General features: G+C 72.5%; 26 protein-coding genes, 1 tRNA gene, 1 pseudogene and 1 riboswitch. Of the genes and pseudogenes, 16 read left to right on the top strand and 12 right to left on the bottom strand.

The window, feature by feature from the left end; translation table 11 throughout:
- Nucleotides 1-364 precede the first annotated feature (364 nt).
- Nucleotides 365-871 (bottom strand): retropepsin-like aspartic protease family protein, encoded by a 507-nt coding sequence (locus ACQKQD_RS20460; protein WP_427509400.1) that lies wholly within the window; start codon nucleotides 869-871, stop codon nucleotides 365-367.
- A 233-nt stretch (nucleotides 872-1,104) separates the two neighbouring features.
- A riboswitch (TPP riboswitch) is annotated at nucleotides 1,105-1,233 on the top strand.
- A 64-nt stretch (nucleotides 1,234-1,297) separates the two neighbouring features.
- Between ACQKQD_RS20460 and thiO the strand changes: the two genes are divergently transcribed.
- From thiO to ACQKQD_RS20440, 4 genes are read left to right on the top strand one after another with little or no spacing between them, the layout of a single operon-like run.
- On the top strand, nucleotides 1,298-2,521 hold the full coding sequence (gene thiO, locus ACQKQD_RS20455) for a glycine oxidase ThiO (RefSeq protein ID WP_427509399.1): 1,224 nt from the start codon (nucleotides 1,298-1,300) through the stop codon (nucleotides 2,519-2,521).
- Nucleotides 2,518-2,730, top strand: a complete 213-nt coding sequence (gene thiS / locus ACQKQD_RS20450) for a sulfur carrier protein ThiS (protein ID WP_020093526.1) — start codon at nucleotides 2,518-2,520, stop codon at nucleotides 2,728-2,730. Before thiO ends, thiS begins: the two co-directional genes overlap by 4 nt.
- Before the next feature lie 2 nt (nucleotides 2,731-2,732).
- Nucleotides 2,733-3,536, top strand: coding sequence for a thiazole synthase (locus tag ACQKQD_RS20445; RefSeq protein ID WP_103985297.1), 804 nt, complete (start codon nucleotides 2,733-2,735; stop codon nucleotides 3,534-3,536).
- A complete protein-coding gene (locus tag ACQKQD_RS20440; RefSeq protein ID WP_427509398.1) occupies nucleotides 3,533-4,189 on the top strand; it encodes a thiamine phosphate synthase in 657 nt (218 codons plus the stop codon). The genes ACQKQD_RS20445 and ACQKQD_RS20440 overlap by 4 nt, the downstream gene beginning before the upstream one ends.
- A gap of 58 nt (nucleotides 4,190-4,247) precedes the next feature.
- Here ACQKQD_RS20440 and ACQKQD_RS20435 read toward each other — a convergent pair whose 3' ends face one another.
- The 6 genes from ACQKQD_RS20435 to map all read right to left on the bottom strand — a co-directional run bounded on the left by ACQKQD_RS20435 (nucleotide 4,248) and on the right by map (nucleotide 10,017).
- Nucleotides 4,248-5,000 (bottom strand): peptidase, encoded by a 753-nt coding sequence (locus tag ACQKQD_RS20435; RefSeq protein WP_020093523.1) that lies wholly within the window; start codon nucleotides 4,998-5,000, stop codon nucleotides 4,248-4,250.
- A gap of 44 nt (nucleotides 5,001-5,044) precedes the next feature.
- On the bottom strand, nucleotides 5,045-5,872 hold the full coding sequence (locus tag ACQKQD_RS20430; RefSeq protein ID WP_427509397.1) for a transglutaminase family protein: 828 nt from the start codon (nucleotides 5,870-5,872) through the stop codon (nucleotides 5,045-5,047).
- A 21-nt stretch (nucleotides 5,873-5,893) separates the two neighbouring features.
- Nucleotides 5,894-6,841 carry an alpha-E domain-containing protein gene (locus tag ACQKQD_RS20425; protein ID WP_020093521.1) on the bottom strand — a complete coding sequence of 316 codons (948 nt, stop codon included), beginning with the start codon at nucleotides 6,839-6,841 and terminating at the stop codon, nucleotides 5,894-5,896.
- 65 nt (nucleotides 6,842-6,906) lie between these two features.
- Complete coding sequence (locus ACQKQD_RS20420) at nucleotides 6,907-8,340, bottom strand: circularly permuted type 2 ATP-grasp protein (RefSeq protein WP_020093520.1); 1,434 nt, start codon at nucleotides 8,338-8,340, stop codon at nucleotides 6,907-6,909.
- Between the two features lie 96 nt (nucleotides 8,341-8,436).
- The gene (radC, locus tag ACQKQD_RS20415; RefSeq protein WP_427509396.1) at nucleotides 8,437-9,183 is read right to left on the bottom strand and encodes a RadC family protein; all 747 of its coding nucleotides are present in this window, start codon (nucleotides 9,181-9,183) and stop codon (nucleotides 8,437-8,439) included.
- 6 nt (nucleotides 9,184-9,189) lie between these two features.
- Nucleotides 9,190-10,017, bottom strand: coding sequence for a type I methionyl aminopeptidase (gene map / locus ACQKQD_RS20410; protein WP_056522448.1), 828 nt, complete (start codon nucleotides 10,015-10,017; stop codon nucleotides 9,190-9,192).
- Nucleotides 10,018-10,217: 200 nt separating this feature from the next.
- Between map and ACQKQD_RS20405 the strand changes: the two genes are divergently transcribed.
- The 5 genes from ACQKQD_RS20405 to ACQKQD_RS20385 all read left to right on the top strand — a co-directional run bounded on the left by ACQKQD_RS20405 (nucleotide 10,218) and on the right by ACQKQD_RS20385 (nucleotide 12,360).
- Nucleotides 10,218-10,475 carry a zinc-finger domain-containing protein gene (locus ACQKQD_RS20405; RefSeq protein WP_020093518.1) on the top strand — a complete coding sequence of 86 codons (258 nt, stop codon included), beginning with the start codon at nucleotides 10,218-10,220 and terminating at the stop codon, nucleotides 10,473-10,475.
- Between the two features lie 12 nt (nucleotides 10,476-10,487).
- Nucleotides 10,488-11,681 carry an FAD-dependent monooxygenase gene (locus ACQKQD_RS20400; RefSeq protein WP_427509395.1) on the top strand — a complete coding sequence of 398 codons (1,194 nt, stop codon included), beginning with the start codon at nucleotides 10,488-10,490 and terminating at the stop codon, nucleotides 11,679-11,681.
- Between the two features lie 33 nt (nucleotides 11,682-11,714).
- A tRNA-Leu gene (locus ACQKQD_RS20395) sits at nucleotides 11,715-11,801 on the top strand.
- Nucleotides 11,802-11,826: 25 nt separating this feature from the next.
- Nucleotides 11,827-12,009: a hypothetical protein gene (locus ACQKQD_RS20390; RefSeq protein WP_020093516.1), complete on the top strand. Its 183-nt coding sequence runs from the start codon at nucleotides 11,827-11,829 to the stop codon at nucleotides 12,007-12,009.
- Between the two features lie 102 nt (nucleotides 12,010-12,111).
- On the top strand, nucleotides 12,112-12,360 hold the full coding sequence (locus ACQKQD_RS20385) for a flagellar protein (RefSeq protein WP_427509394.1): 249 nt from the start codon (nucleotides 12,112-12,114) through the stop codon (nucleotides 12,358-12,360).
- On the opposite strand, the gene ACQKQD_RS20380 is transcribed toward ACQKQD_RS20385, so the two are convergent.
- The 4 genes from ACQKQD_RS20380 to ACQKQD_RS20365 all read right to left on the bottom strand — a co-directional run bounded on the left by ACQKQD_RS20380 (nucleotide 12,350) and on the right by ACQKQD_RS20365 (nucleotide 14,671).
- Entirely contained in the window at nucleotides 12,350-13,048 is a 699-nt protein-coding gene (locus tag ACQKQD_RS20380) for a YoaK family protein (RefSeq protein WP_427509393.1), read from the bottom strand. The two genes, ACQKQD_RS20385 and ACQKQD_RS20380, sit on opposite strands and share 11 nt — an antisense overlap.
- Nucleotides 13,049-13,160: 112 nt before the next feature.
- Nucleotides 13,161-13,532: a hypothetical protein gene (locus ACQKQD_RS20375; protein ID WP_020093513.1), complete on the bottom strand. Its 372-nt coding sequence runs from the start codon at nucleotides 13,530-13,532 to the stop codon at nucleotides 13,161-13,163.
- 107 nt (nucleotides 13,533-13,639) lie between these two features.
- Nucleotides 13,640-13,873: a hypothetical protein gene (locus ACQKQD_RS20370; RefSeq protein WP_020093512.1), complete on the bottom strand. Its 234-nt coding sequence runs from the start codon at nucleotides 13,871-13,873 to the stop codon at nucleotides 13,640-13,642.
- A gap of 150 nt (nucleotides 13,874-14,023) precedes the next feature.
- Nucleotides 14,024-14,671 (bottom strand): carboxymuconolactone decarboxylase family protein, encoded by a 648-nt coding sequence (locus ACQKQD_RS20365; protein WP_427509392.1) that lies wholly within the window; start codon nucleotides 14,669-14,671, stop codon nucleotides 14,024-14,026.
- Between the two features lie 185 nt (nucleotides 14,672-14,856).
- Here ACQKQD_RS20365 and hrpB point away from each other — a divergent pair, with 185 nt between their 5' ends.
- From hrpB to ACQKQD_RS20330, 7 genes and pseudogenes are all read left to right on the top strand, one after another.
- A complete protein-coding gene (gene hrpB, locus ACQKQD_RS20360) occupies nucleotides 14,857-17,322 on the top strand; it encodes an ATP-dependent helicase HrpB (protein ID WP_427509391.1) in 2,466 nt (821 codons plus the stop codon).
- Between the two features lie 41 nt (nucleotides 17,323-17,363).
- A complete protein-coding gene (locus ACQKQD_RS20355) occupies nucleotides 17,364-17,804 on the top strand; it encodes a PaaI family thioesterase (RefSeq protein ID WP_427509390.1) in 441 nt (146 codons plus the stop codon).
- Nucleotides 17,805-17,994: 190 nt separating this feature from the next.
- Nucleotides 17,995-19,041: pseudogene (locus ACQKQD_RS20350) on the top strand (SMP-30/gluconolactonase/LRE family protein); the annotation flags it as partial.
- A gap of 90 nt (nucleotides 19,042-19,131) precedes the next feature.
- Nucleotides 19,132-19,716 (top strand): DUF1285 domain-containing protein, encoded by a 585-nt coding sequence (locus ACQKQD_RS20345; protein ID WP_427509389.1) that lies wholly within the window; start codon nucleotides 19,132-19,134, stop codon nucleotides 19,714-19,716.
- Complete coding sequence (locus ACQKQD_RS20340; protein WP_427509388.1) at nucleotides 19,713-20,384, top strand: CoA pyrophosphatase; 672 nt, start codon at nucleotides 19,713-19,715, stop codon at nucleotides 20,382-20,384. Before ACQKQD_RS20345 ends, ACQKQD_RS20340 begins: the two co-directional genes overlap by 4 nt.
- Before the next feature lie 9 nt (nucleotides 20,385-20,393).
- Nucleotides 20,394-20,651, top strand: a complete 258-nt coding sequence (locus ACQKQD_RS20335) for a DUF6111 family protein (RefSeq protein WP_020093505.1) — start codon at nucleotides 20,394-20,396, stop codon at nucleotides 20,649-20,651.
- Nucleotides 20,648-21,886, top strand: coding sequence for a CCA tRNA nucleotidyltransferase (locus ACQKQD_RS20330; RefSeq protein ID WP_427509387.1), 1,239 nt, complete (start codon nucleotides 20,648-20,650; stop codon nucleotides 21,884-21,886). Before ACQKQD_RS20335 ends, ACQKQD_RS20330 begins: the two co-directional genes overlap by 4 nt.
- A gap of 7 nt (nucleotides 21,887-21,893) precedes the next feature.
- Here ACQKQD_RS20330 and ACQKQD_RS20325 read toward each other — a convergent pair whose 3' ends face one another.
- On the bottom strand, nucleotides 21,894-22,295 hold the full coding sequence (locus ACQKQD_RS20325; RefSeq protein WP_020093503.1) for a F0F1 ATP synthase subunit epsilon: 402 nt from the start codon (nucleotides 22,293-22,295) through the stop codon (nucleotides 21,894-21,896).
- Nucleotides 22,296-22,306: the final 11 nt, after the last annotated feature.

The raw sequence follows: 22,306 nt of genomic DNA, 5'->3' as shown, positions 1-22,306 counted from the left end.
ACCGAAGCCGTCCCGTCGTGCGCTCACGCGTCGGATGCGCAGTCATGAACGCTCCTAGCATTGCCGGAATGCGCTGACAAAACAATCATATCCTTCGGCAAGATTTGGATTAAATATCTGAAACGACATATAATCGGCCAGTTATATATAAATACTTCGGCTCACGGTCTTATGACTGCAAATACCCGCGACCGATAGACCGATCGAGCGGATCAGGAGACACCCGCCATCGGGCTGGCACGAGGCCCGAACGCCGTAGGTCATCGGCGCGGGCGTTGAGCCCGCAGCCGATCCCGTGGTGCAGGCCCGGGGCCCGCCACAGGCGCGCCTCGACCAGACAGATCAGCGTCGATCTCCGGCCGCTTCAGCCCCTGAGCGTCATCGTGCTGCCGGAGATGCCGAAATCGCGCAGACGCCTGAGGAACGACATGCCCAGCAGGCTCGTCGACAGGAGCCCGCGCGGGATCACGACCGCATCGACGTCCCGGACCGTGATCGATCCGATCTGCACGATGGCGATCCGGATCGGCGCCACGCGGACCGTGCCGTTCGCGGTGTTCCAGACGCGGGTGAAATCGGTCGGAGTGACCCGGATCCCGATCCGCGCGGCATCCTCCTCGGAGAACGCGCAGGCGCTCGCTCCCGTATCGACCATCATCGGCAGCGAGCGGCCGTCCAGCAGCGCGTTGACGAAGAAGTGGCCGTTGCGCCCGGCCTGGAGAGCCACGCCGGCGGCGTCGACTGCGGGAACGGGCTCCGGCGGCGGCGTGACGGCGAGGGCCACCGGCGCCGGCTTCATGCCGTCGCGCAGCTTCAGGGCGGCCGTGACACCGAGGAAGCCGAGCAGGCAGATCAATAGGATTGCGCGCACGCGAGTCCGCCCGTGACGTGGAGTGCCGGCGACCGGAGACGTTCCGGAATCCCGGTGATGAGAGGCCAGACCGGTGAAGGGATGGTGCGCGATCGCGGTCGCCGCCGCGGCGCGCGCGCCGATTCAGCTCCGCTTGGTGTCCAGATCGTCACCGGGATCCGCGGATTGTCGCGGGAACGACTGGATGCTCGCGGCGCGGGGTTGACCGGCAGCGGCCGGGGAGCCACATCTGCGTCTGTTCCAGGGAGATCCCCGGCAAGGGGCTGAGAAACCGCTGGCACGTCCGTCAGGACCTGCGGCGCGGAAATCCTTCGAACCTGATCCGGCTCATACCGGCGTAGGGATTGGACCGCGGCCGCCTGAAAGGCAGGCCACAGCTTCTCACCGAAGCGCACGGCCCGATCTCCGCGACGGCAATCCGCGGAGATGATTGTGCCCCTCGACCGACCCGCCTCACCGATCGGCCGCCGCCGCAACCCGGACGGCAGCGTCGCGCCGGCGACCCTTCCGGCGCGGACGGACGTCGCCGTGGTCGGCGGCGGGCTGATCGGGCTGTCGATCGCGTGGCGCCTCGCCCGGGCCGGCCGCGCCGTGACGGTGCTGGAGCGGGACACGATCGGGGCGGGCGCGAGCCTCGCGGCGACCGGCATGCTGGCCCCCGCCGCCGAGCACGAGCCCGGCTCCGACCCGCTGCTGCCGCTCGCCCTGGACTCGCTCCGGCTCTGGCCCGAATTCCGCGATGCCCTGCAAGCCGCGTCCGACCGCGCGATCGACTACCGGGCCGACGGCACCCTGGTGCTGGCGGTCGGCCGCGAGGAGGTCGAACGCCTGCGCTTCCGCTACGACCTTCAGCGCCGCTCCGGACTCGAGGCCACGTGGCTGCCGGGCAGCGAGGTGCGGCGCCTGGAGCCGGGCCTGCGCCCCTCCGTCACCGCCGGGATCCATTGTCCGCGCGACCATCAGATCGACCCCCGTCTGGTCATGGACGCCCTCACCGAGGCCTGCCGCCGCGCCGGCGTGATCCTGGCGGAGCGGACCCCCGTCACCGCCCTGGACTGGTCGGGTGGCCGCGTGACTGGGATCCGCGCCAGTGACCGCGTCGTCGCGGCCGAGACCGTCGTCCTCGCCTCCGGCGCCTGGAGCGGGGAGGGCGGCCTGCTGCCCGACGCGCTCGCCCTGCCGGTCCGCCCGCTGAAGGGCCAGTCCCTGGCCCTGCGCACCACCGCCCGGACCGGTACCCTGGCGCGGATGGTCTGGACCGAGCAGGTCCACATGGCGCCGAAGAGCGACGGCCAGCTCATCGTCGGCGCGACCGTCGAGGATTGCGGCTTCCGGCCCGGCGTCACCGCGGGCGGACTCTACGCCCTGCTGGAGGGTGCCCGCCGGGTGCTGCCCGGCATCGAGGAGATGGAGGTGGAGGCGGTCTGGAGCGGCTACCGACCGACCTCGGACGACGACGCGCCGATCCTCGACGCGATCGCCCCGGGCCTCGTCGCCGCCACCGGGCATCACCGCAACGGCTACCTGCTCGCCCCGGTCACCGCCGACGCGATCGCCGCGCTGGTGCTGCGCGGCGCGCTGCCGGAGGTGGCGCGTCCCTTCACCCGCGCGCGCTTCGGCCAGCCGGAAGCGCTGAGGGCCTCGGCATGAAACTCCTGGTCAACGGTGAGCCGCGCGAGTGCGCGGTCGAGACGGTGGACGCCCTGTTCCGCCTCGAGGCGGAGGAGAGCGGTATCGAGAGTCCGCAGGGCGTCGCCATCGCGCTGAACGGCCGCGTTCTGCGCCGCCGGGACTGGGGCGAGACACCGGTCGCGGAGGGCGACCGGGTCGAGATCGTCCGCGCCATGCAGGGAGGTTGAGCATGGACCAGAGTCACACGCCGCCGCGCCCCGAGGGTGGGGATGACAGCCTGACCATCGCCGGGGTGAGGCTGTCGTCCCGGCTGTTCATCGGCACCGCCGGCTACCCGACGCAGGCGATCATGCGCGACGCCGTCGCGGCGAGCGGCGCCGACGTGGTCACAGCCTCGATCCGCCGGGTCTCGCTGCAGGGCCACGGCTCGGACACGGTCAAGATCCTGAAGGGCAAGCGCTTCCTGCCGAACACCGCCGGCTGCGAAACGGCCCGCGACGCGATCATGACCGCCGAGCTCGCCCGCGAGGCGCTCGACACCAACTGGATCAAGGTCGAGGTGATCGGCGACCGGGAGACGCTCTACCCGGACGTGATGGAGCTGATCGAGGCCTGCCGCCATCTCGTGGACGACGGCTTCGTGGTGCTGCCCTACTGCAACGACGACCCGATCGTGTGCCAGCGCCTGGAGGATCTCGGCTGCGCCGCGGTGATGCCCATGGGCTCGCTGATCGGCTCCGGGATGGGTGTCGCCAACCCGGCCAACCTGGAGCTGATCTGCCGCCGGGCGACGGTGCCGGTGGTGGTCGATGCCGGGATCGGCACTGCCTCGGACGCGGTGATCGCCATGGAGCTCGGCGCCTCCGCCTGCCTGATCAACACCGCCGTGGCCAAGGCCGACGATCCGGTGCGGATGGCTCGCGCCATGGGCCGGGCCGTGGAGGCCGGGCGCGACGCGCACCGCGCCGGGCGGATCCCCCGCCGCGGCCGGGCCGAGCCGTCGAGCCCGCAGCTCGGCCTCGTCGGCTCGTGAGGGCGCTGCCGTCGCCGCTGCTCGCGGTGACGGATCGGCACGGGCATCCGCGGCCCCTCGCCGAGACCGTGCAGGCGGTCCTCGACGGCGGCGGGCGCTGGATCTGGTTCCGCGACAGGGACTTGGAGGCGGATGCCCGCCTGCGCCTCGGCGCGCGCGTGGCCGAGCGCGTGCGGGCCGCGAACGGCGTCCTGACGGTCGGAGGCGACGTCGCGCTCGCGCGCGCCCTCGGTGCCGACGGCGTGCATCTCGGCGGCGGCTCGGGACCGGAGGCGATCGCGGCGGCGCGGGCCACCCTGGGCGCGGCTGCGCTCATCGGCGTTTCCGCGCACGCGCCGCGTGAGGCCGCGGCCGCCGCGCGGGCCGGCGCCGACTACGTGACCCTCAGCCCCATCTTCACGACCACGAGCAAGCCCGGTTACGGACCGGCTCTCGGACCGGAGGGCCTCGCCGCCGCACGCGCGGTGGGCCTGCCGATCGTGGCCCTTGGCGGTGTCGGTCCGGAGGTGATCGGGGCCTGTCGCGCGGCGGGGGCTGCGGGCTTCGCCGTCATGGGTGGCCCGATGCGCGCCCTGGATCCGGCCGACGCGACCCGGGCGCTCCTGACGGCCTGGGGCGCAGCGGAGTCTTCAGCGGCTCGGACAGCCACGTAGAAATCTGCCCCCGTCCCGGCGAGCGCAGCGGAGCAAGACGGCCGATGCTGTGGTCGCCCTAGGCGTTGGACGGTCCGTAGGGCGGGCGCGGGATCGCCCGGTGCGCCGCGCGCAGCGCAGCCGACCAGCGCTCGCGCAGATCGTGGAAGTAGCCCTCGCCGGCCTCGATCCGGTGGTTCACCTCGAGCGTCAGCGCGTTCCGGCGGGCGACCGCGATGTCGATCGGCAGGCCGACGCCCAGATTGGAGCGCATGGTCGAATCCATCGAGACCAGGCTCACCTTGAGGGCGTCGTAGAGGTCGGTCGTGTACTTCACGGCGCGGTCGAGGATCGGCTTGCCGTACTTGTGCTCACCAATCTGGAGGAACGGCGCGTCGGTGCTGCACTCGATGAAGTTGCCGGCGGAGTAGATCAGGTACAGCCGCATCTCGCCGGTGCCGATCTGGCCGCCGAACAGCAGCGAGATCGAGAACCGGATATTGGCCGCCTCGAACCCGTCCTTCTCGATGGCGCGCACCCGCCGGATGGCCCGGCCGATCAGCTGCGCCGCCTGGAACATGGTCGGCGCCTCGACGAGCTTCTGCGGCGGCTCACCCTCCTCCTCACCGGGCACGCCCTCTTGGAGCAGGCTGAGCACCGACTGGGTGATCGAGAGGTTGCCCGCGGAGGCGAGCATCATCACCCGCTCGCCCGGCACGTTGAAATGGTGGAGCTTGCGGTAGGTCGAGATGTCGTCGAGCCCCGCATTGGTGCGGGTATCGGCGACCATGACCAGCCCTTCCTCCACCAGGACACCGACGCAGTAGGTCATCGTTTTCGGGCTCTCGTGCGGTCGGCGGACCGGGGTCGGGACGGTCAGGATTGAGCGGCGGCCCTGCCTTGCTCGACCCGGAGCTTCACGTCCAGTGTCTCGGTGCCACCGCCGGTCCGGCTGCCGCGGATCGGCGCCGCCCCGAGATAGTCCAGGCCGGTGGCGACGCGGATGTAGTTGTCCGTCGGGCTGACATCGTAGCACGGGTCGAACGCCACCCAGCCGAGATCCGGCACCAGGGCCTCGATCCAGCCGTGGGGCGCCTCGACATCCGCCTGCCCGTCCTCCCGGGCCCGGTAGCCGGCGACGTAGCGCGCCGGGATGCCGATGTGGCGGGCGGCGGCGATGAGCACGTGGGCGAGATCCTGGCAGATTCCGCGGCCCGCCGCGAACGCCTTGCCGGCCGGCACCGCGCCGCTCGCGGGACCGGGCTCGTGGGCCACAGCACTGTGGACCGCCCCCATCAGCCGGTGGAGTCGGGCCAAGGTCGCACCGTCGTCCTCGGCGGCGACGCGCTCCGCGAAGGCGTGCAACTCCGGGCTCGCGGCGCACAGGTCCGTGTCGCGCAGATAGAACTCGTCCGGCAGGCGCTCCACCGTGCCACGCACGACGCCGTGCGTGTCGTCGGTGTCGACCTCGCCGGTGACCCGGATGGTCAGGGCGTCGGCCGGCTCGTCCGGGGTGAACCAGTGGACGACGTTGCCGAACCCGTCCTCGCGGGCGGTCAGCCGCCCGTCGACGGTGGTGTCGATCCGCCACCCGCGGACGTACTGCCCATCATGGTCGCGCGGCGTCAGCCGCAGGACCTGCACGAGCCCGCGGGCGGGCTGCTCGTACGTGTAGATGGTCTCGTGAACCACGCGGATGCGCATGCGCCGTCCTGTCCGTCCTGTTCAGCCGACCAGATACTGCTTCGCGATCGCCTCGCCCACCTTGTTGTTCTCGGCGATGAACGCCTCGACGAACTCGTGCAGCCCGGTGGCGAAGACCCGGTCGATATCCTCGCCCTCCAGCTTCGCCAACATGTTTCCGGCGAGGCGCTGGCTCGGGCCCCGGCGGCCGTAGGCGTCGGCGATCAGGTCGAGATACTCGACGATCACGCCGTAGCAGTTCGCGAAGGAGCGCGGCATCTGCTTGTTGAGCATCAGGAGGTCGGCCACCAGCAGCGGCTTGATGCTCTCCCGGTAGACCCAGTGGTAGGCGTTGAACGCCGACACTTCGCGCAGGATCGTGGTCCACTGGAAGTAGTCGAGGCTGCCGCCCACCGTCTCGTCGTGCGGCAGCAGGATCTGGTACTTCACGTCGAGGATGCGGGCGGTGTTGTCCGCCCGCTCGATCGCCGTGCCGAGCCGGGTGAACCAGAAGGCGTCGTTGCGCAGCATCGTCCGGAAGGCCGAGCCGTCGAAGGTCAGCGAGACGGTCTTCACCCAGTCGAGGAAGCGGCCGAACTCGTCGCGGTTGAGGTCCTTGCCGGCGTAGTTGCGCAGTTCCAGCCACGCGCCGTTGATCGCGTCCCACATCTCGGTGGTGAGCGCCGTGCGCACGGAGCGGGCATTCTCGCGGGCCGCCTCGATGCAGGAGCGGATCGATGACGGGTTGTGCGGGCTGAAAGCGAGGAAGTCGCAGACCGTGTCGGCGTTGATCGCGCTGTAATGGGTCTTGAACGCGTCGGGGTCGCCGGCCGAGGCCAGGGCCGATTCCCACTCGTTGCTCCCGCCACCGCCGTAGCTCGTCGGCAGCGACGCGAATCGGTGCGCCGCGTCGAGGATGCGGGCGACGAAGTCGGCGCGCTCGACGTAGCGGGAGAGCCAGAAGAGGTTGTCGGCAGTCCTGGAGAGCATCGGTCTTCAGCCAAGTCGTGCGGACCACGGTGTCCGCGCCTCGGAACGTCCGGAAATCGCGGAGCTCAGGCGTCGAGCACCCAGGTATCCTTGGTGCCACCGCCCTGGCTGGAATTGACCACCAGGGAGCCTTCCTTCAGCGCCACCCGGGTCAGGCCGCCCGGAACGATGCGGATCTTGTCGGCCCCGCACAGCACGAAGGGCCGCAGGTCGACGTGGCGGGGCGCGACGCCCGAGGCCACGAAGGTCGGGCAGGTGGAGAGCGACAGGGTCGGCTGGGCGATGAACCCGTCCGGGGCGTGCTTGAGCTTCTTGGCGAAGTCGTCGAGCTCGCGCTTGCTGGCATGCGGCCCGACCAGCATCCCGTAGCCGCCCGAGCCGTTGACCTCCTTCACCACCAGGTCGGACAGGTTGTCCATCACGTACGCGAACGCGTCCTTCTCGCGGCACCGATAGGTCGGCACGTTGTGCAGGATCGGCTCCTCGCCGGTGAAGAACTTCACGATCTCCGGCATGTAGCTGTAAACCGCCTTGTCGTCCGAGATGCCGGTCCCGACCGCGTTGGCGAGGGTGACCGAACCTCGCTCGTAGGCGTTCATCAGGCCGGGCACGCCGAGCACCGAGTCCGGGCGGAAGACCAGCGGGTCGAGGAAGTCGTCGTCGAGGCGGCGGTAGATGACGTCGACCTTCCGCGGCCCCTCGGTGGTGCGCATGTAGACGACGTCGTCCTTGGTGAAGAGGTCGGACGCCTCCACCAGCTCGACGCCGAGCTTGTCGGCCAGGAACGAGTGCTCGTAGAACGCGGAATTGTAGCGTCCGGGGGTCAGCAGTACGACGGTCGGGTCCCGGGTCGCCGAGCCCGGCGCGAGGCTGCGCAGGGTGGCGAGCAGGGCGTCCGGGTAGTTCTCCACCGGCGCGACCCGGTGCTTCGAGAACAGGTCCGGGAACAGGCGCAGCATCACCTCCCGGTTCTCCAGCATGTAGGAGACGCCCGACGGGATGCGGGCGTTGTCCTCCAGGACGAAGAAATCGTTCTCGCCGGTCCGGACGATGTCGATGCCGGCGATGTGCACGTAGAGGTCGTGCGGCACGCGGAAGGACCGCATCTCCATGCGGTAATGGGCGTTGCGGTAGACGAGGTCGGCCGGGATGATGCCGGCCTTGATGCATTCCTGGGCGCCGTAGATGTCCTTCAGGAACAGGTTGATGGCGGTGACCCGCTGCGTCAGCCCGCGCTCCAGGAAGGCCCATTCCGGCTTGGTGATCACCCGGGGGATGATGTCGAACGGGATCAGCCGCTCGGTCGACTCGTTGTCGCCGTAGACCGCGAAGGTGATGCCGATCCGGCGGAACAGCAGCTCGGCCTGGCTGCGGCGGGTGTTGAAATGCTCGGGCGGCGTGGAGTCGAGCCAAGCCTTGAGCTGGCCGTAGGCGTCGCGGACGGCCGCCGGATCGGCCGCGCCGATCCCGTTCATCTCGTCGAAGGCCGTCACCGCCATCTCGCTCCTCCCGTACGCTCCCGCTCTTGAGGCAAGAGGCGCGCCACCCGATCATGGCTATATCCGCGGGCGATAACGCTCAAGGAGGCCGGAGGATCAGATCAACTTCAGGCCTTTCAGGCTGGCGTGACCGTTTCGGCCGAGGATCACGTGGTCGTGGACCACGATCTTGAGCGGCGCCAGGACGGCCACGATCTCGCGGGTCATCGCCACGTCGGCCGCCGACGGGGCCGGGTCGCCGGACGGGTGGTTGTGGGCCAGGATGATGGCCGTCGCCGACAGTTCGAGCGCCCGGCGGGCGACCTCGCGCGGGTAGACCGGCGTGTGGTCGACGGTGCCGCGTCCCTGCACCTCGTCGGCGATGAGGTGGTTGCGCTTGTCGAGAAAGAGGACGCGGAACTCCTCGCGCGGGGCGAACGCCATGGTGGCGCGCAAGTACTCGTGCAGGGCGCTCCACGAGCCCAGGAGCGCGCGCTCGCGGATCGCGCCCCGGGCCAGCCGCCGCGCCGCGGCCTCGATCACCTTGAGGTCGGACGCGACCCCGGCGCTCACGCCCTCCACTTCCATGAGCCGCGCCGGCTCGGCGCTGACCACCTCGGCGAAGCTGCCGAACCGGGCGACCAGCGCCTTGGCGAGGGGCTTCACGTCGCGCCGGGGAATCGCCCGGAACAGGACGAGCTCCAGCAGCTCGTAATCGGGCAGCGCGTCGGGCCCCGCGGCGGAGAACTTCTCCCGCAGGCGGTCGCGATGGCCGTGGTAGTGCGGCGTCTCCTTCTCGACCGGCGACGGGGCGGCGCTGTTGGCGAACAGCCCCGCCTCACCGTCGTCCTGCCGCTCGGGCACGGCCGGTCAGGCGGCCGGGTTGACGGGCTGGTGCAGCCCCTTCGGCGAGATCGTGAAGATCTCGACGCCGGTCTCGGTGACACCGACCGTGTGCTCGAACTGGGCGGAGAGCGAGCGGTCGCGGGTCACGGCGGTCCAGCCGTCGCCCAGGACCTTCACGGCGGGCCGGCCCAGATTGATCATCGGCTCGATCGTGAAGAACTGGCCGGGTTTGAACGGCACGTCGTAGCTGGCCTCGACGTAGTGCAGGATCGTGGGCGCGTCGTGGTAGGTGCGCCCGAGGCCGTGGCCGCAGAAATCGCGCACCACCGAGCAGCGCTCGCCCTCGGCGTAGGACTGGATCGCCCGGCCGATGTCGTTGGTCGATCCGCCGGGCTTCACGGCGGCGACGCCCCGCATCAGCGCCTCGTAGGTGATCTCGCACAGGCGCTGGGCCTTGCGCGGCACCTCGCCGACATAGGCCATCCGGCTCGAATCACCGTGCCAGCCGTCGAGGATCAGGCAGATGTCGAGATTGACGATGTCGCCCTCGCGCAGCGGCTTGTCGTTGGGGATGCCGTGGCAGACCACGTGGTTGATCGAGGTGCAGATCGACTTCGGATAGCCGCGGTAGAGCAGCGAGGCCGGATAGGCGCCGTGATCCATGGCGAAGGTGTAGGCGAGCCTGTCGAGCTCCTCGGTGGTGACGCCGGGCTGCGTCGCCTCCATCAGCAGGTCGAGGGCCTCGGCGGTGAGCCGCCCCGCCCGGCGCATGCCCTCGAAGCCCTCGGGTCCGTGGATCGGCGGTTCCGGGGCGCGGCGCGCACCCTGCGCACTGGCCTGTTCCTGCTGCATGATCGGGACTTTTTTCGCGGCGGCGTCAATCGGGCTTCGCCCTATGTACGGCGCGGGGCCCGCGAGTCCAAGCCGCATCGGTCGTAGGTCGGGCGAGGCTTGCGCCGGTCGCGGGGCTGGCGGCATAAGCGGCCGCGAGACGCCCGGGAGCGCGCTGGCAGATTCGCCGCGCGGTCGGTCGCGGGACAGGCGAGGGCCGGATGGCAGGCAAGGCGGTACCGCACTTCCACAACGAGCCGGGCGTGCCGGTGATCACCGTGGGCGTGAAGGAGTTCATGTGCATCGGCGCGCTGCCGCCGTTCGACCACCCGCACGTGTTCCTCGACATGGGCGCCGACAGCGAGATCATCTGCCAGTACTGCTCGACGCTCTACCGCTACCGGGCCGGCCTGAAGGCCGACGAGGCGGAGCCGCAGGCCTGCGTGTGGCGGGACGACGCCAAGGTCGCGGCGGAGTAGGCGCCGCCCACCGTGCCTTCTGGCAGTCCATCACTGCGGATCGGGATCGTCGGGGCCGGGATCGGCGGCCTGACGGCGGCGCTGGCGCTGTCGGATGCCGGCCACGCCGTCACGGTGATCGAGCGCCGGACCGGCTTCAGCGAAGTCGGGGCCGGGATCCAGATCTCGCCCAACGCGAGCCGGGTTCTGGCGGGCCTCGGGCTCTCCGCGGCGCTGCGCCGGGCGGCGAGCGAGCCGCCCGCCGTCGATGTGCGGGCCCTGGACAGCGGCCGCCGCATCGGCGGCGTGGCGCTCGGCGCGCAGGCGCAGAGCCGCTTCGGCGCGCCCTACTACGTGATCCACCGCGCCGACCTGCAGACGCTGCTGCTCGACGCGCTCCGGAGCCGCTCGACGATCCGCCTGCTGATGGGGCGCACCGTCACCGCCGTGTCCCAGACCGCGTCCGAGGCCGTCCTCACCGTCGAGGGCGCGAGCGGGGCCCAGCCGGTCGCCTTCGACCTCGCGATCGGCGCGGACGGGCTGAGGTCCCGGCTGCGCGCGCATCTCGATTCGGCGCCGCTCCGCCCGGGTCAGGCCGCGGCGTGGCGCGCGCTCATCCCGATGGAGGCGGTCCCGCAGGACCTGCGCGGCGGCGCCACCGGCCTGTGGCTCGGCCGCGGCCGGCACGTCGTGCATTACCCGGTGCGGGACGGCCAGTTCCTGAATGTGGTGGCGGTGGTGCCCGAGGCGGTGGGCGACGAGGGCTGGGGCCGGCTCGGGGAGCCGGCCGTGCTGCGCGGGCATCTGCGCGGCAGCGCCGCGCCCCTGCGCGACCTCCTGAGCCTGCCGGATTCCTGGCTGGTCTGGTCGCTTGCCGACCGGGCCGTGGCGCGCCCGCTCGCCCGCGACCGGCTCGCGCTGATCGGCGATGCCGGCCACCCGGTGCTGCCCTATCTCGCGCAGGGGGCCGCCCTGGCGATCGAGGACGCCGCGGTCCTGACCCGCGCGCTGGCGGACCACGCGGACGTGCCGGCCGCGCTCGCTGCGTTCTCGGGCGCGCGGACCGCACGGGTGCGACGGGTTCAGAAAGCGGCGCGGAGCAACGGCCGGACCTACCACGCCGGCGGCGTGGTGGCGTTCCTGCGCAACGCCGTGATGGCCCGTCTCGGCCCGGACGGCATGCGCGACCGCTACGCCTGGCTGTATGGCTGGACGCCCCCCGCTTGATCGGACCCGCCGCCCCCGCTACCGAGGGTGCATGCGGACGTGGCGGAACCGGTAGACGCACGAGACTTAAAATCTTGCGGCCGCGAGGCCGTGCGGGTTCGAGTCCCGCCGTCCGCACCAGCACGCAGCGCGACGCCGGACCGGGATGCCGGAGGGGAATGGCGTGGTCTACGTGCTCATCATCATGCTCGCCGGCTCGGGCTCCGCGATCGGATCGGTCGAGTTCAACACCAAGCAGGCCTGCGAGGCCGCCGCGAAGCAGATCGCCGAGGCGGAGCGGCCCTACGGCGGCGCCTCTCCGGTGACCGTGTGCGCGCCGAAGGGGTGAGGCGGACGCGGCGGCCGTCGCGCCGGATGGATCGCATTTGAGCGATCGCCGAAACCGGCCCTTGTCGTGTCCCTGCCAGAGTGGCGGCGGGGAGATTCCGGTATGATCGACGCCCTTCAGACCGCCGCGACCGGCATGACCCGGGCCACCGACCGGCTCGGGAGAGCGGCCGAGACCATCGCGGCGAGCGGCGCGCCCACCGGCGACACGGCCCTGCCGCCGGCCGCGCAGGTGGACCTGTCGGGCGCCGCGCTGAACCTGATGGGGTCGCAGTCGGCCTTCGCGCTGAACGCCGCGGTGGCGCGCTCCGCCGACCGAATGATGGGCCAGCTCCTCGACGTCACCGCCTGAGAGCGGGGAGGGCGAGTCCGGCCAGGATCGCGGCCGCCGCGAAGAGCAGGGCCACGCCGACGAGGCGGTAGGCCACGACCCCCACCACACCGCCCGCCAGGAAGGCGCCGACGGTCAGCAGGTACAGCCGCAGCCGCTCCGGATCGTGGGGCTTGAGTGGATCCGCGCCGGATGGGCCGCGGTCCAGCCAGCGCGCGAGTTCGATGCCGATGTCGGTGATCATGCCGGTCACGTGCGTGGTCCGCACCCGCGATTCGGAGATCTTGGTCACGGCCGCGTTCTGAAGGCCCAGGACGAAGCTCAGGCCGAGTACCAGGGCGTGGCTCCGCGCCGGCTCGTGGAGCGGCAGCACGAGCAGGCCGACGGCGACGAGGAGGATCGCCTCCGCGCAGACCCCGTAGGCGTAGGCGCCCGGTCGGTGCCCGCGGCGGCGGCGGCGGATCAGCAGCGTCGCGGTGGCGGCGCCGAGCACGAACAGGACGACGAGCAGCCCGGCCTGCAGGGCGAGGAGCAGGTCGCCCGTGCCTGTCCGGTCCGAGATGGCCGAGACGTTCCCGGTCATGTTCGAGGCGTAGAGGCCCACCGCGTAGAAGCCGGCGGTGTTCAGCGCGCCGGCCACCCCGGCGAGGGAGAGGGCGAGCGCCCTGTCGGCCTCCGGGGTGCGCGTCTCGCCTTCGTGGACCAGCATGGACCCGTCGATGACCCGTCGGTGGGGTGCCGCAAACCCGATTCGGTCGGCGCCGCCACCGTCTTAAGCCACGCGCCCGGGCGCCGTCACGGCGCCGGGCGCAACCCCCGGCTCACCAGCCGCGATAGCCGTAGCCGCCCTCGTAATCCCCGCCCCAGTGGCGGGCGGGGCCGTAGCCGACCGGGACCCGCTCGTAGGTCACGGTCCGGCGGGTGGCGTAGACCGGCGCGTCCTCCTCGTAGACGCGGTAGACCGGGGGCCGCCGCACGACCACGGGAGCCGGGGCGTAGCCGTAATCCGCGTATCCGTAGCCGTAGCCGGGCGCCGCGTGGGCCTGGGTCGCAGCGCCGATCAGGGCGCCGGCCGCGAGGCCGCCGATGATGCCGGCCGCGATGGCGCCGCCGCCGCGGGCCTCGGCGGCGGTGGAGGCCAGGGTGCCCGCGCCGATCAGCGCGGCGGCCGAGAGCAGAGCGATGCGTGTCATGACCTGTCTCCGGTGGGTGCGGGGAGCGCCTGCGGCGCCCCGGATCACACGAGGGACAATGCCGCGCCCGCGCTGCACCGATGCTGAAGCCGACCTGCAGCCACGGTTCAGCTTGCCGGTCCGGCCTCCGTGTCGGGGGCGGTCCGGATGTAGCCTCGGGAGATCAGGCGACTGCGCTCGCGCGTGCGCCGCTCGGCCTCCATCAGGTCGGACAGGGCGTCGGCGATCGCGCAGCGCAGGGCGATCCCGGCATCGCCGCCCGCGAAGCCGAGATACGCGGTGCTGATCGCCTCGACGGGGCATACGTGATCGTCGCGCTGGGCCAGGACCTGGGTCAGCATCGGGTTCTCCTTCGTCGCGTCCGGGAACGAAAAGAGAACAAGCCATAAGGGTTAACGTTCCGTCAACGGCGGCCGGGCCGGCCGCGCGTGACCGGCCAAACCCTGTGGACAACGCCGTTCCCGCTGCCGGACGACTGTGGATAAGCCGGCTCACTCGGGCATGCGCGGCAGCGGCTTGCCGTCGGCGGGAATCGGGTAGCGGGCCGCATTCAGCTCCATCGCCAGGAACGTGTAGTAGCCGGAGATCGCCGCCAGATCGACGACGCCGGGCTTGCCGAACCGGGCCTCGGCGCGCGCGAAGGTCGCGTCGGAGTCGCGCTTCGTGTCCTGGAGCTCGGCGGTGAAATCGTACACGAGGGTCTCGTCGTCGCTCATCTTCGCCGGCCGGCGGCCGTCGCGGATCGCCGCGATGATGTCAGCGGAGATGCCGGCCTTCTCGGCGATCGGCGCGTGGACGTACCACTCGTAGTCCTGCGTCCAGCGGCGGGCGGTCATCAGGATCACCAGCTCCGAGAGCGTGGTGCCGATCTTCGGCTTGAAGCGGAGGTAGTCGCCCATCGACCGGGCGAGCGTCATCACCTCCGGCGAGTACATGAGCGGCTCGAACGGCCCGAAGGGCGGCTTGCCGCGCGCCTGCGCGAAGGCCTCGGCCGCCTGCTTCTGCTCGGGCGTGTAGTCCTGGGGCGGGATGGTCGGCAGCCGGTCCTGCGCCCGCGCCGCCACGGTCGCCAGCGGGGTCGCCAGCGGCAGGGCCAGGGCGAGGGCGGCCAGAGTCAGCGCGCGGCGGCGGAGGGTCATCGTTTCGCTCCCGTTGGATCTGTGCAGTCGCGCCGCACGATCGCGGCGGCGCCGCGCGGCCACCAGGGCCCGGGGCGGCAAGCCCGTGTCGAATCGCGCGCGGCGTCACGGGAATGCCGGACGCGTCGCGGTCCCGGGCCCGGCCCGGTTGCGCTCGGCGCCGCACCGCGCCATCAGCGGCCGCGATGGCCGGTCCCGCACCCGTGCTGCCGATCGAGGCGGCGCTCCCCGATCTGCGCCGCGCGCTCGCCGCGCGGAACGCCGCCGTCCTGGTGGCGCCCCCCGGCGCCGGCAAGACGACCCGCGTGCCCCTCGACCTGCTCGCGGCGCCCTGGCTCGACGGGCGCAAGATCGTCCTGCTGGAGCCGCGCCGCCTCGCGGCCCGGGCCGCCGCCGCGCGGATGGCCCAGACTTTGGGCGAGCCGGTCGGCGGCACGGTCGGCCTGCGCGTCCGCCTCGGCTCGAAGATCTCGGGCCGCACGCGGATCGAGGTGGTCACCGAGGGCGTCTTCACCCGGATGATCCTGGACGATCCGGAACTGTCCGGGGTCGGCGCCGTCCTGTTCGACGAGTTCCACGAGCGCTCCCTCGACGCCGATCTCGGCCTCGCGCTGGCGCTCGACGCGCAGGGCGGCCTGCGGGAAGACCTGCGGATCCTCGTCATGTCGGCGACCCTCGACGGCGCCCGGATCGCGCGGCTGATGGGCGACGCCCCGGTCGTGGCCTCCGAGGGGCGCGCCTTCCCGGTGGAGACGCGCTACGCGGAGCGCGATCCGAACCGGCGGATCGAGGACTCGGTCGCCGAGGTCACCTTGCGCGCCCTGCGGGCGGATCCGGGCTCGATCCTGGTGTTCCTGCCCGGGCAGGCGGAGATCCGCCGGACCGCCGACCTGCTGGCCGAGAAGGTCGGCCCCGACGTGCAGGTCGCGCCCCTCTACGGCGCGCTGACGCCCGCCGAGCAGGACCGCGCCGTCGCGCCGGCCTCCGCCGGAACGCGGAAGGTCGTCCTCGCGACCAGCATCGCCGAGACCTCCCTGACCATCGAGGGGGTCCGGATCGTGGTCGATTCGGGGCTGGCGCGGGTTCCGGTCTACGAGCCGGGCCTCGGTCTGACCCGCTTGGTCACGGCCCGCGCCTCCCGCGCCTCGGTGGACCAGCGCCGGGGCCGCGCAGGCCGCACCGAGCCCGGCCTGTGCTGGCGGCTCTGGTCCGAGGCCGGCACCAACGCCCTGGAGCCGTTCACGCGGCCCGAGATCCTGTCGGCCGACCTCGCCGGGCTGCTCCTCGACTGCGCCGCCTGGGGCGTGACCGACCCGGGCGCGCTCGCCTTCCTCGACCCGCCGCCGGCGCCGGCCCTGGCGGAGGCCCGCACCCTGCTGAGTGAGCTGGGCGCCCTCGACGCCGACGGCCGCCTGACGCCGGTCGGCGCGCGGCTGCGGGCGCTGCCGCTGCCGCCGCGGCTCGCCCGGATGGTGACGGTCGCGGCCGGTACCGGCCAGGCGCGGGCCGCCGCCGACCTCGCCGCCGTGCTGGTCGAGCGCGGCCTCGGCGGCGACGGGGCCGACCTCGACGACCGGGTCGAGCGCTTCCGCCGCGACCGGGGCGGGCGCGCCGCCGACATGCGCCGGCTCGCCGAGGGCTGGGCCCGGAGCGCCGGGGCCGACGGGCCGGCGAGTCCGGATGCCGGCCCGGCCGCCGCCGGGCCGCTCCTGGCACTCGCCTATCCCGACCGGGTCGCCCGGGCGCGCGGCCGCGAGGGCGAGTTCGTGATGGCGAGCGGTCGGGCCGGGCGCCTCGACCCGGCGAGCCCGCTCGCCCGGGAGACCCATCTGGTGATCGCCGACCTCGCCGGGTCGGCCGGGAATGCGCGGATCCTGGCCGCGGCGGCGATCGGCACCGAGGCGATCGAGCGGCTCTTCGCCGACCGGATCGAGTCGCGCACCGAGATCACCTTCGATCCGCAGGCGGAGGCCCTGCGGGCGCGGGCGGTCCGGCGGCTCGGAGCGGTCAGTCTCGGGTCACGGCCGCTGCCGGTGCCGCCCGATACGGACAGCGCCGCGATCCTGGCGCGCGGCATCGCCGATCTCGGGATCGACCGCCTGCCGTGGACGCCGGCCCTGGCGCAGTGGCGGGCCCGGGTGACCTTCTTGCACGCCGCCGACGGCGTGGCCTGGCCCGACCTGTCGGACGACGCCCTGGCTCGCACCGCGGAGACGTGGCTGGCGCCTGCCCTAGTGGGGCGCGCCGCCCTGGCGTCGGTCACGGCGAGCGACCTCGCGGACGCCCTCCAGGCCCTGCTGCCCTGGGACCTGCGCGCGCGGCTCGACGCGGAGGCGCCGACCCATGTCGAGGTGCCGACCGGCTCCCGCATCCCGGTCGATTACGCGGCGGAGGAGCCGGCGCTGGCGGTCCGGGTGCAGGAGCTGTTCGGCCTCGACCGGCATCCCAGGGCCGGCGGGCGCCCGCTGGTCCTGCACCTGCTGTCGCCGGCGCAGCGGCCGATCCAGATCACCCGGGACCTGCCGGGTTTCTGGCGCGGATCCTGGGCGGCCGTGCGGTCCGAGATGCGCGGGCGCTACCCGCGCCATCCCTGGCCGGAGGACCCGCTCAGCGAGGCCCCGACCCGCCGGGCCAAGCCCCGGGGAACCTGACAGCTGCCCTCCGAGACTCCGACACGAACGGACCCGACGCGATGACGACCGACACGGATGCCCACGACCCCGCCGCCCACGACCCCTCCGCAGAAGGCTGGACGCCGGTGGAGGACAAGGGCTTCATCGCCCATGTCGGGCCGCTGCACGTCCGCGGTGCGGACGGCGCCTACGCGTTCCGGGCCGATCAGAAGCACGCCAACCTGATCGGCGTGGTCCACGGCGGCATGCTGATGAGCTTCGCCGACCGCGCCCTCGGCGAGACCGCGATGCGCGCCGCCGGAGGCGCCAACTGCGTGACCATCCAGCTGGAGATGAAGTTCATCGATGTCGGCCGACTCGGCGACTGGATCGAGATCCGGCCGCAGGTCGTCAAGCGCACGGGCTCCCTGGTGTTCATGCGCGGCGACGTCCGCGACGGCACACGTCTCCTCGCCACGGCGGACGGCGTCTGGAAGATCCTGAGGCGCCGTCCCGATTGACCCGCGCAGGACGACGGTCCTAACCTGCCCGGGCGCATCGCGGCGCAGAGGCCCGATGTGCGGGGGAGGATCGCATGCGACCGTCGCCGACCGACGCATCCGGGATCGCGGCTGAACGCGGGTCCGCCCCGCGATCCCGGCGCACGATCCTCGCGGGCCTGGGGGCCCTGGCCGTCACTGCCGGCGACGCGGCGGCCCGACCACCTACTTCACCGATCCGGACATCGTCACGGTCGACCCGGCGTTCGAGCCCTACATCGTGCCCAACAGTGCCATCCGCCGGCTCTGGACCGGCGCCCTCTGGGCGGAGGGACCGGCCTGGAACTCGGTCGGCCGTTACCTCGTCTGGAGCGACATCCCGAACAACCGGCAGATGCGCTGGCTGGAGGAGGACGGGCACGTCTCCACCTTCCGGACGCCGAGCAACAATTCCAACGGCAACAGCTTCGATCGACAGGGGCGACAGCTTACCTGCGAGCACGCAACCGGGCGGGTCGTCCGCTACGAGCTCGACGGCTCGGCGACGGTCCTGGCCGATTCGTTCGAGGGCAAGCCGCTCAACTCGCCCAACGACGTCGTCCAGCACCCGGACGGCGCGTACTGGTTCTCCGATCCGCCCTACGGCGCGCTGCTCTACGAGGGCCTGCCCGACGTCGCCGGCGGCCCGAGCAACCGGCAGGGCCGTCTCGATCCGCGGCTCGGCCAGCCCGCCGGGACCGTCCCGCGGCGACGCGTGCTCCCGAACGCCGTCTACCGCATCGACCCGTCCGGCCGGGTCGACCGGATGCTCACCGACGACGAGGTGCCCGACCCCAACGGCCTGTGCTTCTCGCCCGATCACCGGACGCTCTACGTCTGCTCCACCGGCAAGGGTCCCGGGGATACCGGACCCGGCGGCAAGGGCGAGATCTACGCCTTCGACGTCGGGGCCGGGGCGGCGCTCTCGAACAAGCGCCTCTTCTCGGACTGCGTCGTGGACGGGGTGAAATGCGGGCCCGACGGCCTGCGGACCGACGTCGACGGCAATCTCTGGGTGTCGAGCAATGCCGGCCGGGCCGTGGGCTACAACGGCGTCACCGTCTGGACGCCCCAGGGCAAGCTCATCGGTCGGATCCGCCTGCCGGAAGTGTGCGGGAATCTCACTTTCGGCGGCCCCAAGCGCAACCGCCTGTTCATGGCGGCGAGCCAGTCGCTCTACGCCCTGACGGTGAATACCCAGGGCGCCGGGCCGGCCTAGGATCGCGCACCTGCGATCCGGGACGGAACCGGCGCCGATCCTCCTCTCGGCCATGGCTGATCGGGCATCGCGACGCTATCTGTCACGGGCATGAGCGAGGATCCCGCCCCCGACCCGACCTTGAGCCGCCTCAGCGCGGCCCTCGGGGATCTGCCGAAGCGCGGGATGCCGCCGGTCGAGCGGTGGGACCCACCCTATTGCGGCGCCATCGACATCCGCATCGCCGCGGACGGGACGTGGTTCCACAACGGTTCGCCGATCCGACGGGACAAGCTGGTCAAGCTGTTCGCCACCATCCTGCGGCGCGAGCCGGACGGCCGGACCGTCCTGGTCACGCCGGTGGAGAGCGTGGGCATCACCGTGGACGACGCGGCCTTCGTGGCCGTCGAGATGGCGGTGGACGGGAGCGGGGCGGACCGGCGGGTCTCGTTCCGGACCAACGTCGACGACCTGGTGAGCGTCGACGCCGAGCACGCCCTCCGCTTCGAGGAGGCGCCGGACGGGGCGCTGAAGCCCTACCTCCATGTCCGCCGCGGGCTGTGGGCGCTCGTGACCCGGGCGCTCACCTACGACCTCGTGGACCTCGCCGAGGAGCGTCTGGTCGACGGGAAGCCCTGGCTCGGCCTGTGGGCCGGCGGCGCCTTCCACACGATCGCACCGGTCGCCGCCGCGTGAGCGACCCGCTCGCCGACTTCCTCGCCCGCGCCGCCGCCGGCCTGTCGCCGGACCCGCCCGGACCGGACGATCCGACCTCCAATCCCCGGGGCGACCACAGCCTCGATCCGGACGGGACGGCCGTGATCCCGCCGCCGCCGCACCGCCGGGCCGCCGTCCTCGTGCCGGTCGTGCCGCGCGCGGACGGTCCGACCCTGATCCTGACGATGCGGGCCGCCAACCTGCGCGACCATTCCGGGCAGGTGGCGCTGCCGGGGGGCAAGATCGATCCCTCCGATCCCGGGCCTGCGGACGCGGCCCTGCGGGAGGCCTACGAGGAGATCGGGCTGCCGCCCGAGGCGGTGCGGTTCCTCGGCTATCTCGACCCGTACCTCTCGGGCACCGGCTTCCTCGTGACCCCGGTCATCGGCCTGGTCGATCCCGGCGCGGTCCTGACGCCGAACCCGGACGAGGTGGCCGACGTCTTCGAGGTGCCGCTCCCGTTCCTCATGGACCCGGAGCGCTACCGCCTGCGCTCCCGCGCGTGGCAGGGCCGCGAGCGCTGGTTCTACGCCCTGACCTTCGGCGAGCGGCTGATCTGGGGCGTCACCGCCGGGATCCTGAACAATCTGCGGGAACGGCTCTACCCGGAGGCGGAGCCGGGCGACGCCGACCGCGCGGCGCGTTAGGCTGACCGCATGCTCCGCCGCATCCTCGAAGAGTTCGGCCTCTTCCTCATCCCCTTCGCGCTGTTCCTCGTCTACCTGCTGCTGTCCGGTCGCAATCCCCTGCGCCGGGTGCACTGGGACGCGCACCTGTTCCGCTTGGTCCTGGCCGGGCTGGCGGTGGTGATCGGCACCCTCGTCTACGAGGGCCTGTTCTCGGAGCGCCGTCCCGGGGGCTACGTGCCGACCCACATGGAGAACGGCCGCCTCGTACCCGGTGGCTTCCGGTGAGCCGCGCCCTCGATCCGGCGGGGCTGGCGGCCCTGCTCGAGCGCCCGGGCGTGCGCCGCGTCCTCGCGGCCCTGGACGCGCCGGGCGCGGAGACCCGCCTGATCGGCGGCTGCGTCCGCGACGCGCTCCTCGGCGCGCCGACCGCCGACATCGACATGGCGACGACGCACCGGCCCGAGGCGGTGATGCGGGCGGCGCAGCGAGCGCCCGGCCTCAAGGCGGTGCCGACCGGCATCGAGCACGGCACCATCACGCTGGTGACCGAGGACGGGCCGATCGAGGTCACGACCCTGCGCGAGGACGTCGAGACCGACGGGCGTCACGCCGTCGTCCGCTTCGGCAGCGACTTCCTCCGCGACGCCGAGCGCCGCGACTTCACCGTCAACGCGCTCTCCCTCAGCGCCGACGGAACCCTGCACGACCCGGTGGGCGGCAGGCCCGACCTCGCGGCCGGGCGGGTGCGCTTTATCGGCGACCCCACGACCCGGATCCGCGAGGACGCGCTGCGGCTCCTGCGCTTCTTTCGCTTCCATGCGCGGTTCGGAGCCGGCGCGCCCGACGCCGCGGCCCTGGCGGCCTGCGTGGCCGCGCGGGACAGCCTGGACCGGCTCTCTCGCGAGCGCGTGCGCGCGGAATTCCTGAAGTTGCTCGCGGCCCCCGGCGGCGCGGCCATGGTGACGACGCTGAGCACGACCGGGCTGCTGCCGCGGATCACCGGCGGCGTCGGGGAGCTCGGGCGGCTGGAACGGGCCGCAGCCGCGGGCCTGCCTCCGGTGACGCGCCTCGCAGCCCTCGCCGTCGGCGCCCGGCACGACGCCGACCGGCTGCGCGCGCGGCTGCGCCTGTCGAAGAGCGAGCACGGGCAGCTGCTCGGCTACGCCGGGGCGCTGGCCGATCTCCACGGATGCGCGGTGCTGGACGCGGTCGCGGCGCGAGCCCTGGCGGCGGAGCACGGCCTGTCGTGCCTGGCCGAAGCGCTGGCGATCCTGGCCGGAGAGCCGCGGCCCGCCGTGACGGAGGCGGCGCGGGCGGCCCTGCGGGCTCTGGAGGGGGAAGGGGCGTCGCCGGCCTTTCCCCTGGCGGGGGCGGATCTCGTCGCGGCCGGTGTGGCGCCGGGGCCCGGGATCGGGCGCGGGTTGGCCGCGGCGCGGAGGATCTGGCTGGAGCGGGGCTGCCCGACGGACGCGGCAGCGCGGGCCGACCTGCTGGCGCGGGCGCTGGAGAGCGCCCGCTGAACGAGGCTCAGAGCTTCAGGAGCGCCTTGGTCTCCTGGAGCTGGACGATCTGGCCGTTCAGCTCCTCGCGCTTCTGCAGGTCCTCGGTGGCGTCGCGCTGCATCTCGATCGCCTCGATGTCGCGGTCGAGGGATTCGTGCGTCAGCTCCTCGATCGGGGCGGCGCGCTCGGCCAGCACGGTCACGGCCGTCGGGCCGATATCGGCGAAGCCGCCGCGGACGTAGATCCGCTTGCCGCTGCCCTGGCTCTCGGTGATCACGATGACGCCGACCCGGAGGGAGGTCAGCACGGGCGCGTGGCCCGGCATCACGGTCATCTCGCCCTCGGTGCCGGGCAGCTGAACGGCGGTCACCTCGCCGGAATACAGCGTCCGCTCGGGGCCGACGAAATCGAAGTGGAAGGTGGCCATGGCCTGACGTG

The sequence above is a fragment of the Methylobacterium sp. NPDC080182 genome (genome assembly GCF_050281105.1).
Taxonomy (GTDB): domain Bacteria; phylum Pseudomonadota; class Alphaproteobacteria; order Rhizobiales; family Beijerinckiaceae; genus Methylobacterium.
Note: the sequence above shows the minus strand (reverse complement) of the source record. Positions and strands in the feature narration are given on the sequence as shown.

Coding starts and splice junctions, on each gene's coding strand:
- thiO (WP_427509399.1), top strand. CDS start 1,298: ATGATTGTGCCCCTCGACCGACCCGCCTCACCGATCGGCCGCCGCCGC.
- thiS (WP_020093526.1), top strand. CDS start 2,518: ATGAAACTCCTGGTCAACGGTGAGCCGCGCGAGTGCGCGGTCGAGACG.
- ACQKQD_RS20445 (WP_103985297.1), top strand. CDS start 2,733: ATGGACCAGAGTCACACGCCGCCGCGCCCCGAGGGTGGGGATGACAGC.
- ACQKQD_RS20435 (WP_020093523.1), bottom strand. CDS start 5,000: ATGACCTACTGCGTCGGTGTCCTGGTGGAGGAAGGGCTGGTCATGGTC.
- ACQKQD_RS20430 (WP_427509397.1), bottom strand. CDS start 5,872: ATGCGCATCCGCGTGGTTCACGAGACCATCTACACGTACGAGCAGCCC.
- ACQKQD_RS20425 (WP_020093521.1), bottom strand. CDS start 6,841: ATGCTCTCCAGGACTGCCGACAACCTCTTCTGGCTCTCCCGCTACGTC.
- ACQKQD_RS20420 (WP_020093520.1), bottom strand. CDS start 8,340: ATGGCGGTGACGGCCTTCGACGAGATGAACGGGATCGGCGCGGCCGAT.
- map (WP_056522448.1), bottom strand. CDS start 10,017: ATGCAGCAGGAACAGGCCAGTGCGCAGGGTGCGCGCCGCGCCCCGGAA.
- ACQKQD_RS20405 (WP_020093518.1), top strand. CDS start 10,218: ATGGCAGGCAAGGCGGTACCGCACTTCCACAACGAGCCGGGCGTGCCG.
- ACQKQD_RS20390 (WP_020093516.1), top strand. CDS start 11,827: ATGCCGGAGGGGAATGGCGTGGTCTACGTGCTCATCATCATGCTCGCC.
- ACQKQD_RS20385 (WP_427509394.1), top strand. CDS start 12,112: ATGATCGACGCCCTTCAGACCGCCGCGACCGGCATGACCCGGGCCACC.
- ACQKQD_RS20380 (WP_427509393.1), bottom strand. CDS start 13,048: ATGCTGGTCCACGAAGGCGAGACGCGCACCCCGGAGGCCGACAGGGCG.
- ACQKQD_RS20375 (WP_020093513.1), bottom strand. CDS start 13,532: ATGACACGCATCGCTCTGCTCTCGGCCGCCGCGCTGATCGGCGCGGGC.
- ACQKQD_RS20370 (WP_020093512.1), bottom strand. CDS start 13,873: ATGCTGACCCAGGTCCTGGCCCAGCGCGACGATCACGTATGCCCCGTC.
- ACQKQD_RS20365 (WP_427509392.1), bottom strand. CDS start 14,671: ATGACCCTCCGCCGCCGCGCGCTGACTCTGGCCGCCCTCGCCCTGGCC.
- hrpB (WP_427509391.1), top strand. CDS start 14,857: ATGGCCGGTCCCGCACCCGTGCTGCCGATCGAGGCGGCGCTCCCCGAT.
- ACQKQD_RS20355 (WP_427509390.1), top strand. CDS start 17,364: ATGACGACCGACACGGATGCCCACGACCCCGCCGCCCACGACCCCTCC.
- ACQKQD_RS20345 (WP_427509389.1), top strand. CDS start 19,132: ATGAGCGAGGATCCCGCCCCCGACCCGACCTTGAGCCGCCTCAGCGCG.
- ACQKQD_RS20335 (WP_020093505.1), top strand. CDS start 20,394: ATGCTCCGCCGCATCCTCGAAGAGTTCGGCCTCTTCCTCATCCCCTTC.
- ACQKQD_RS20325 (WP_020093503.1), bottom strand. CDS start 22,295: ATGGCCACCTTCCACTTCGATTTCGTCGGCCCCGAGCGGACGCTGTAT.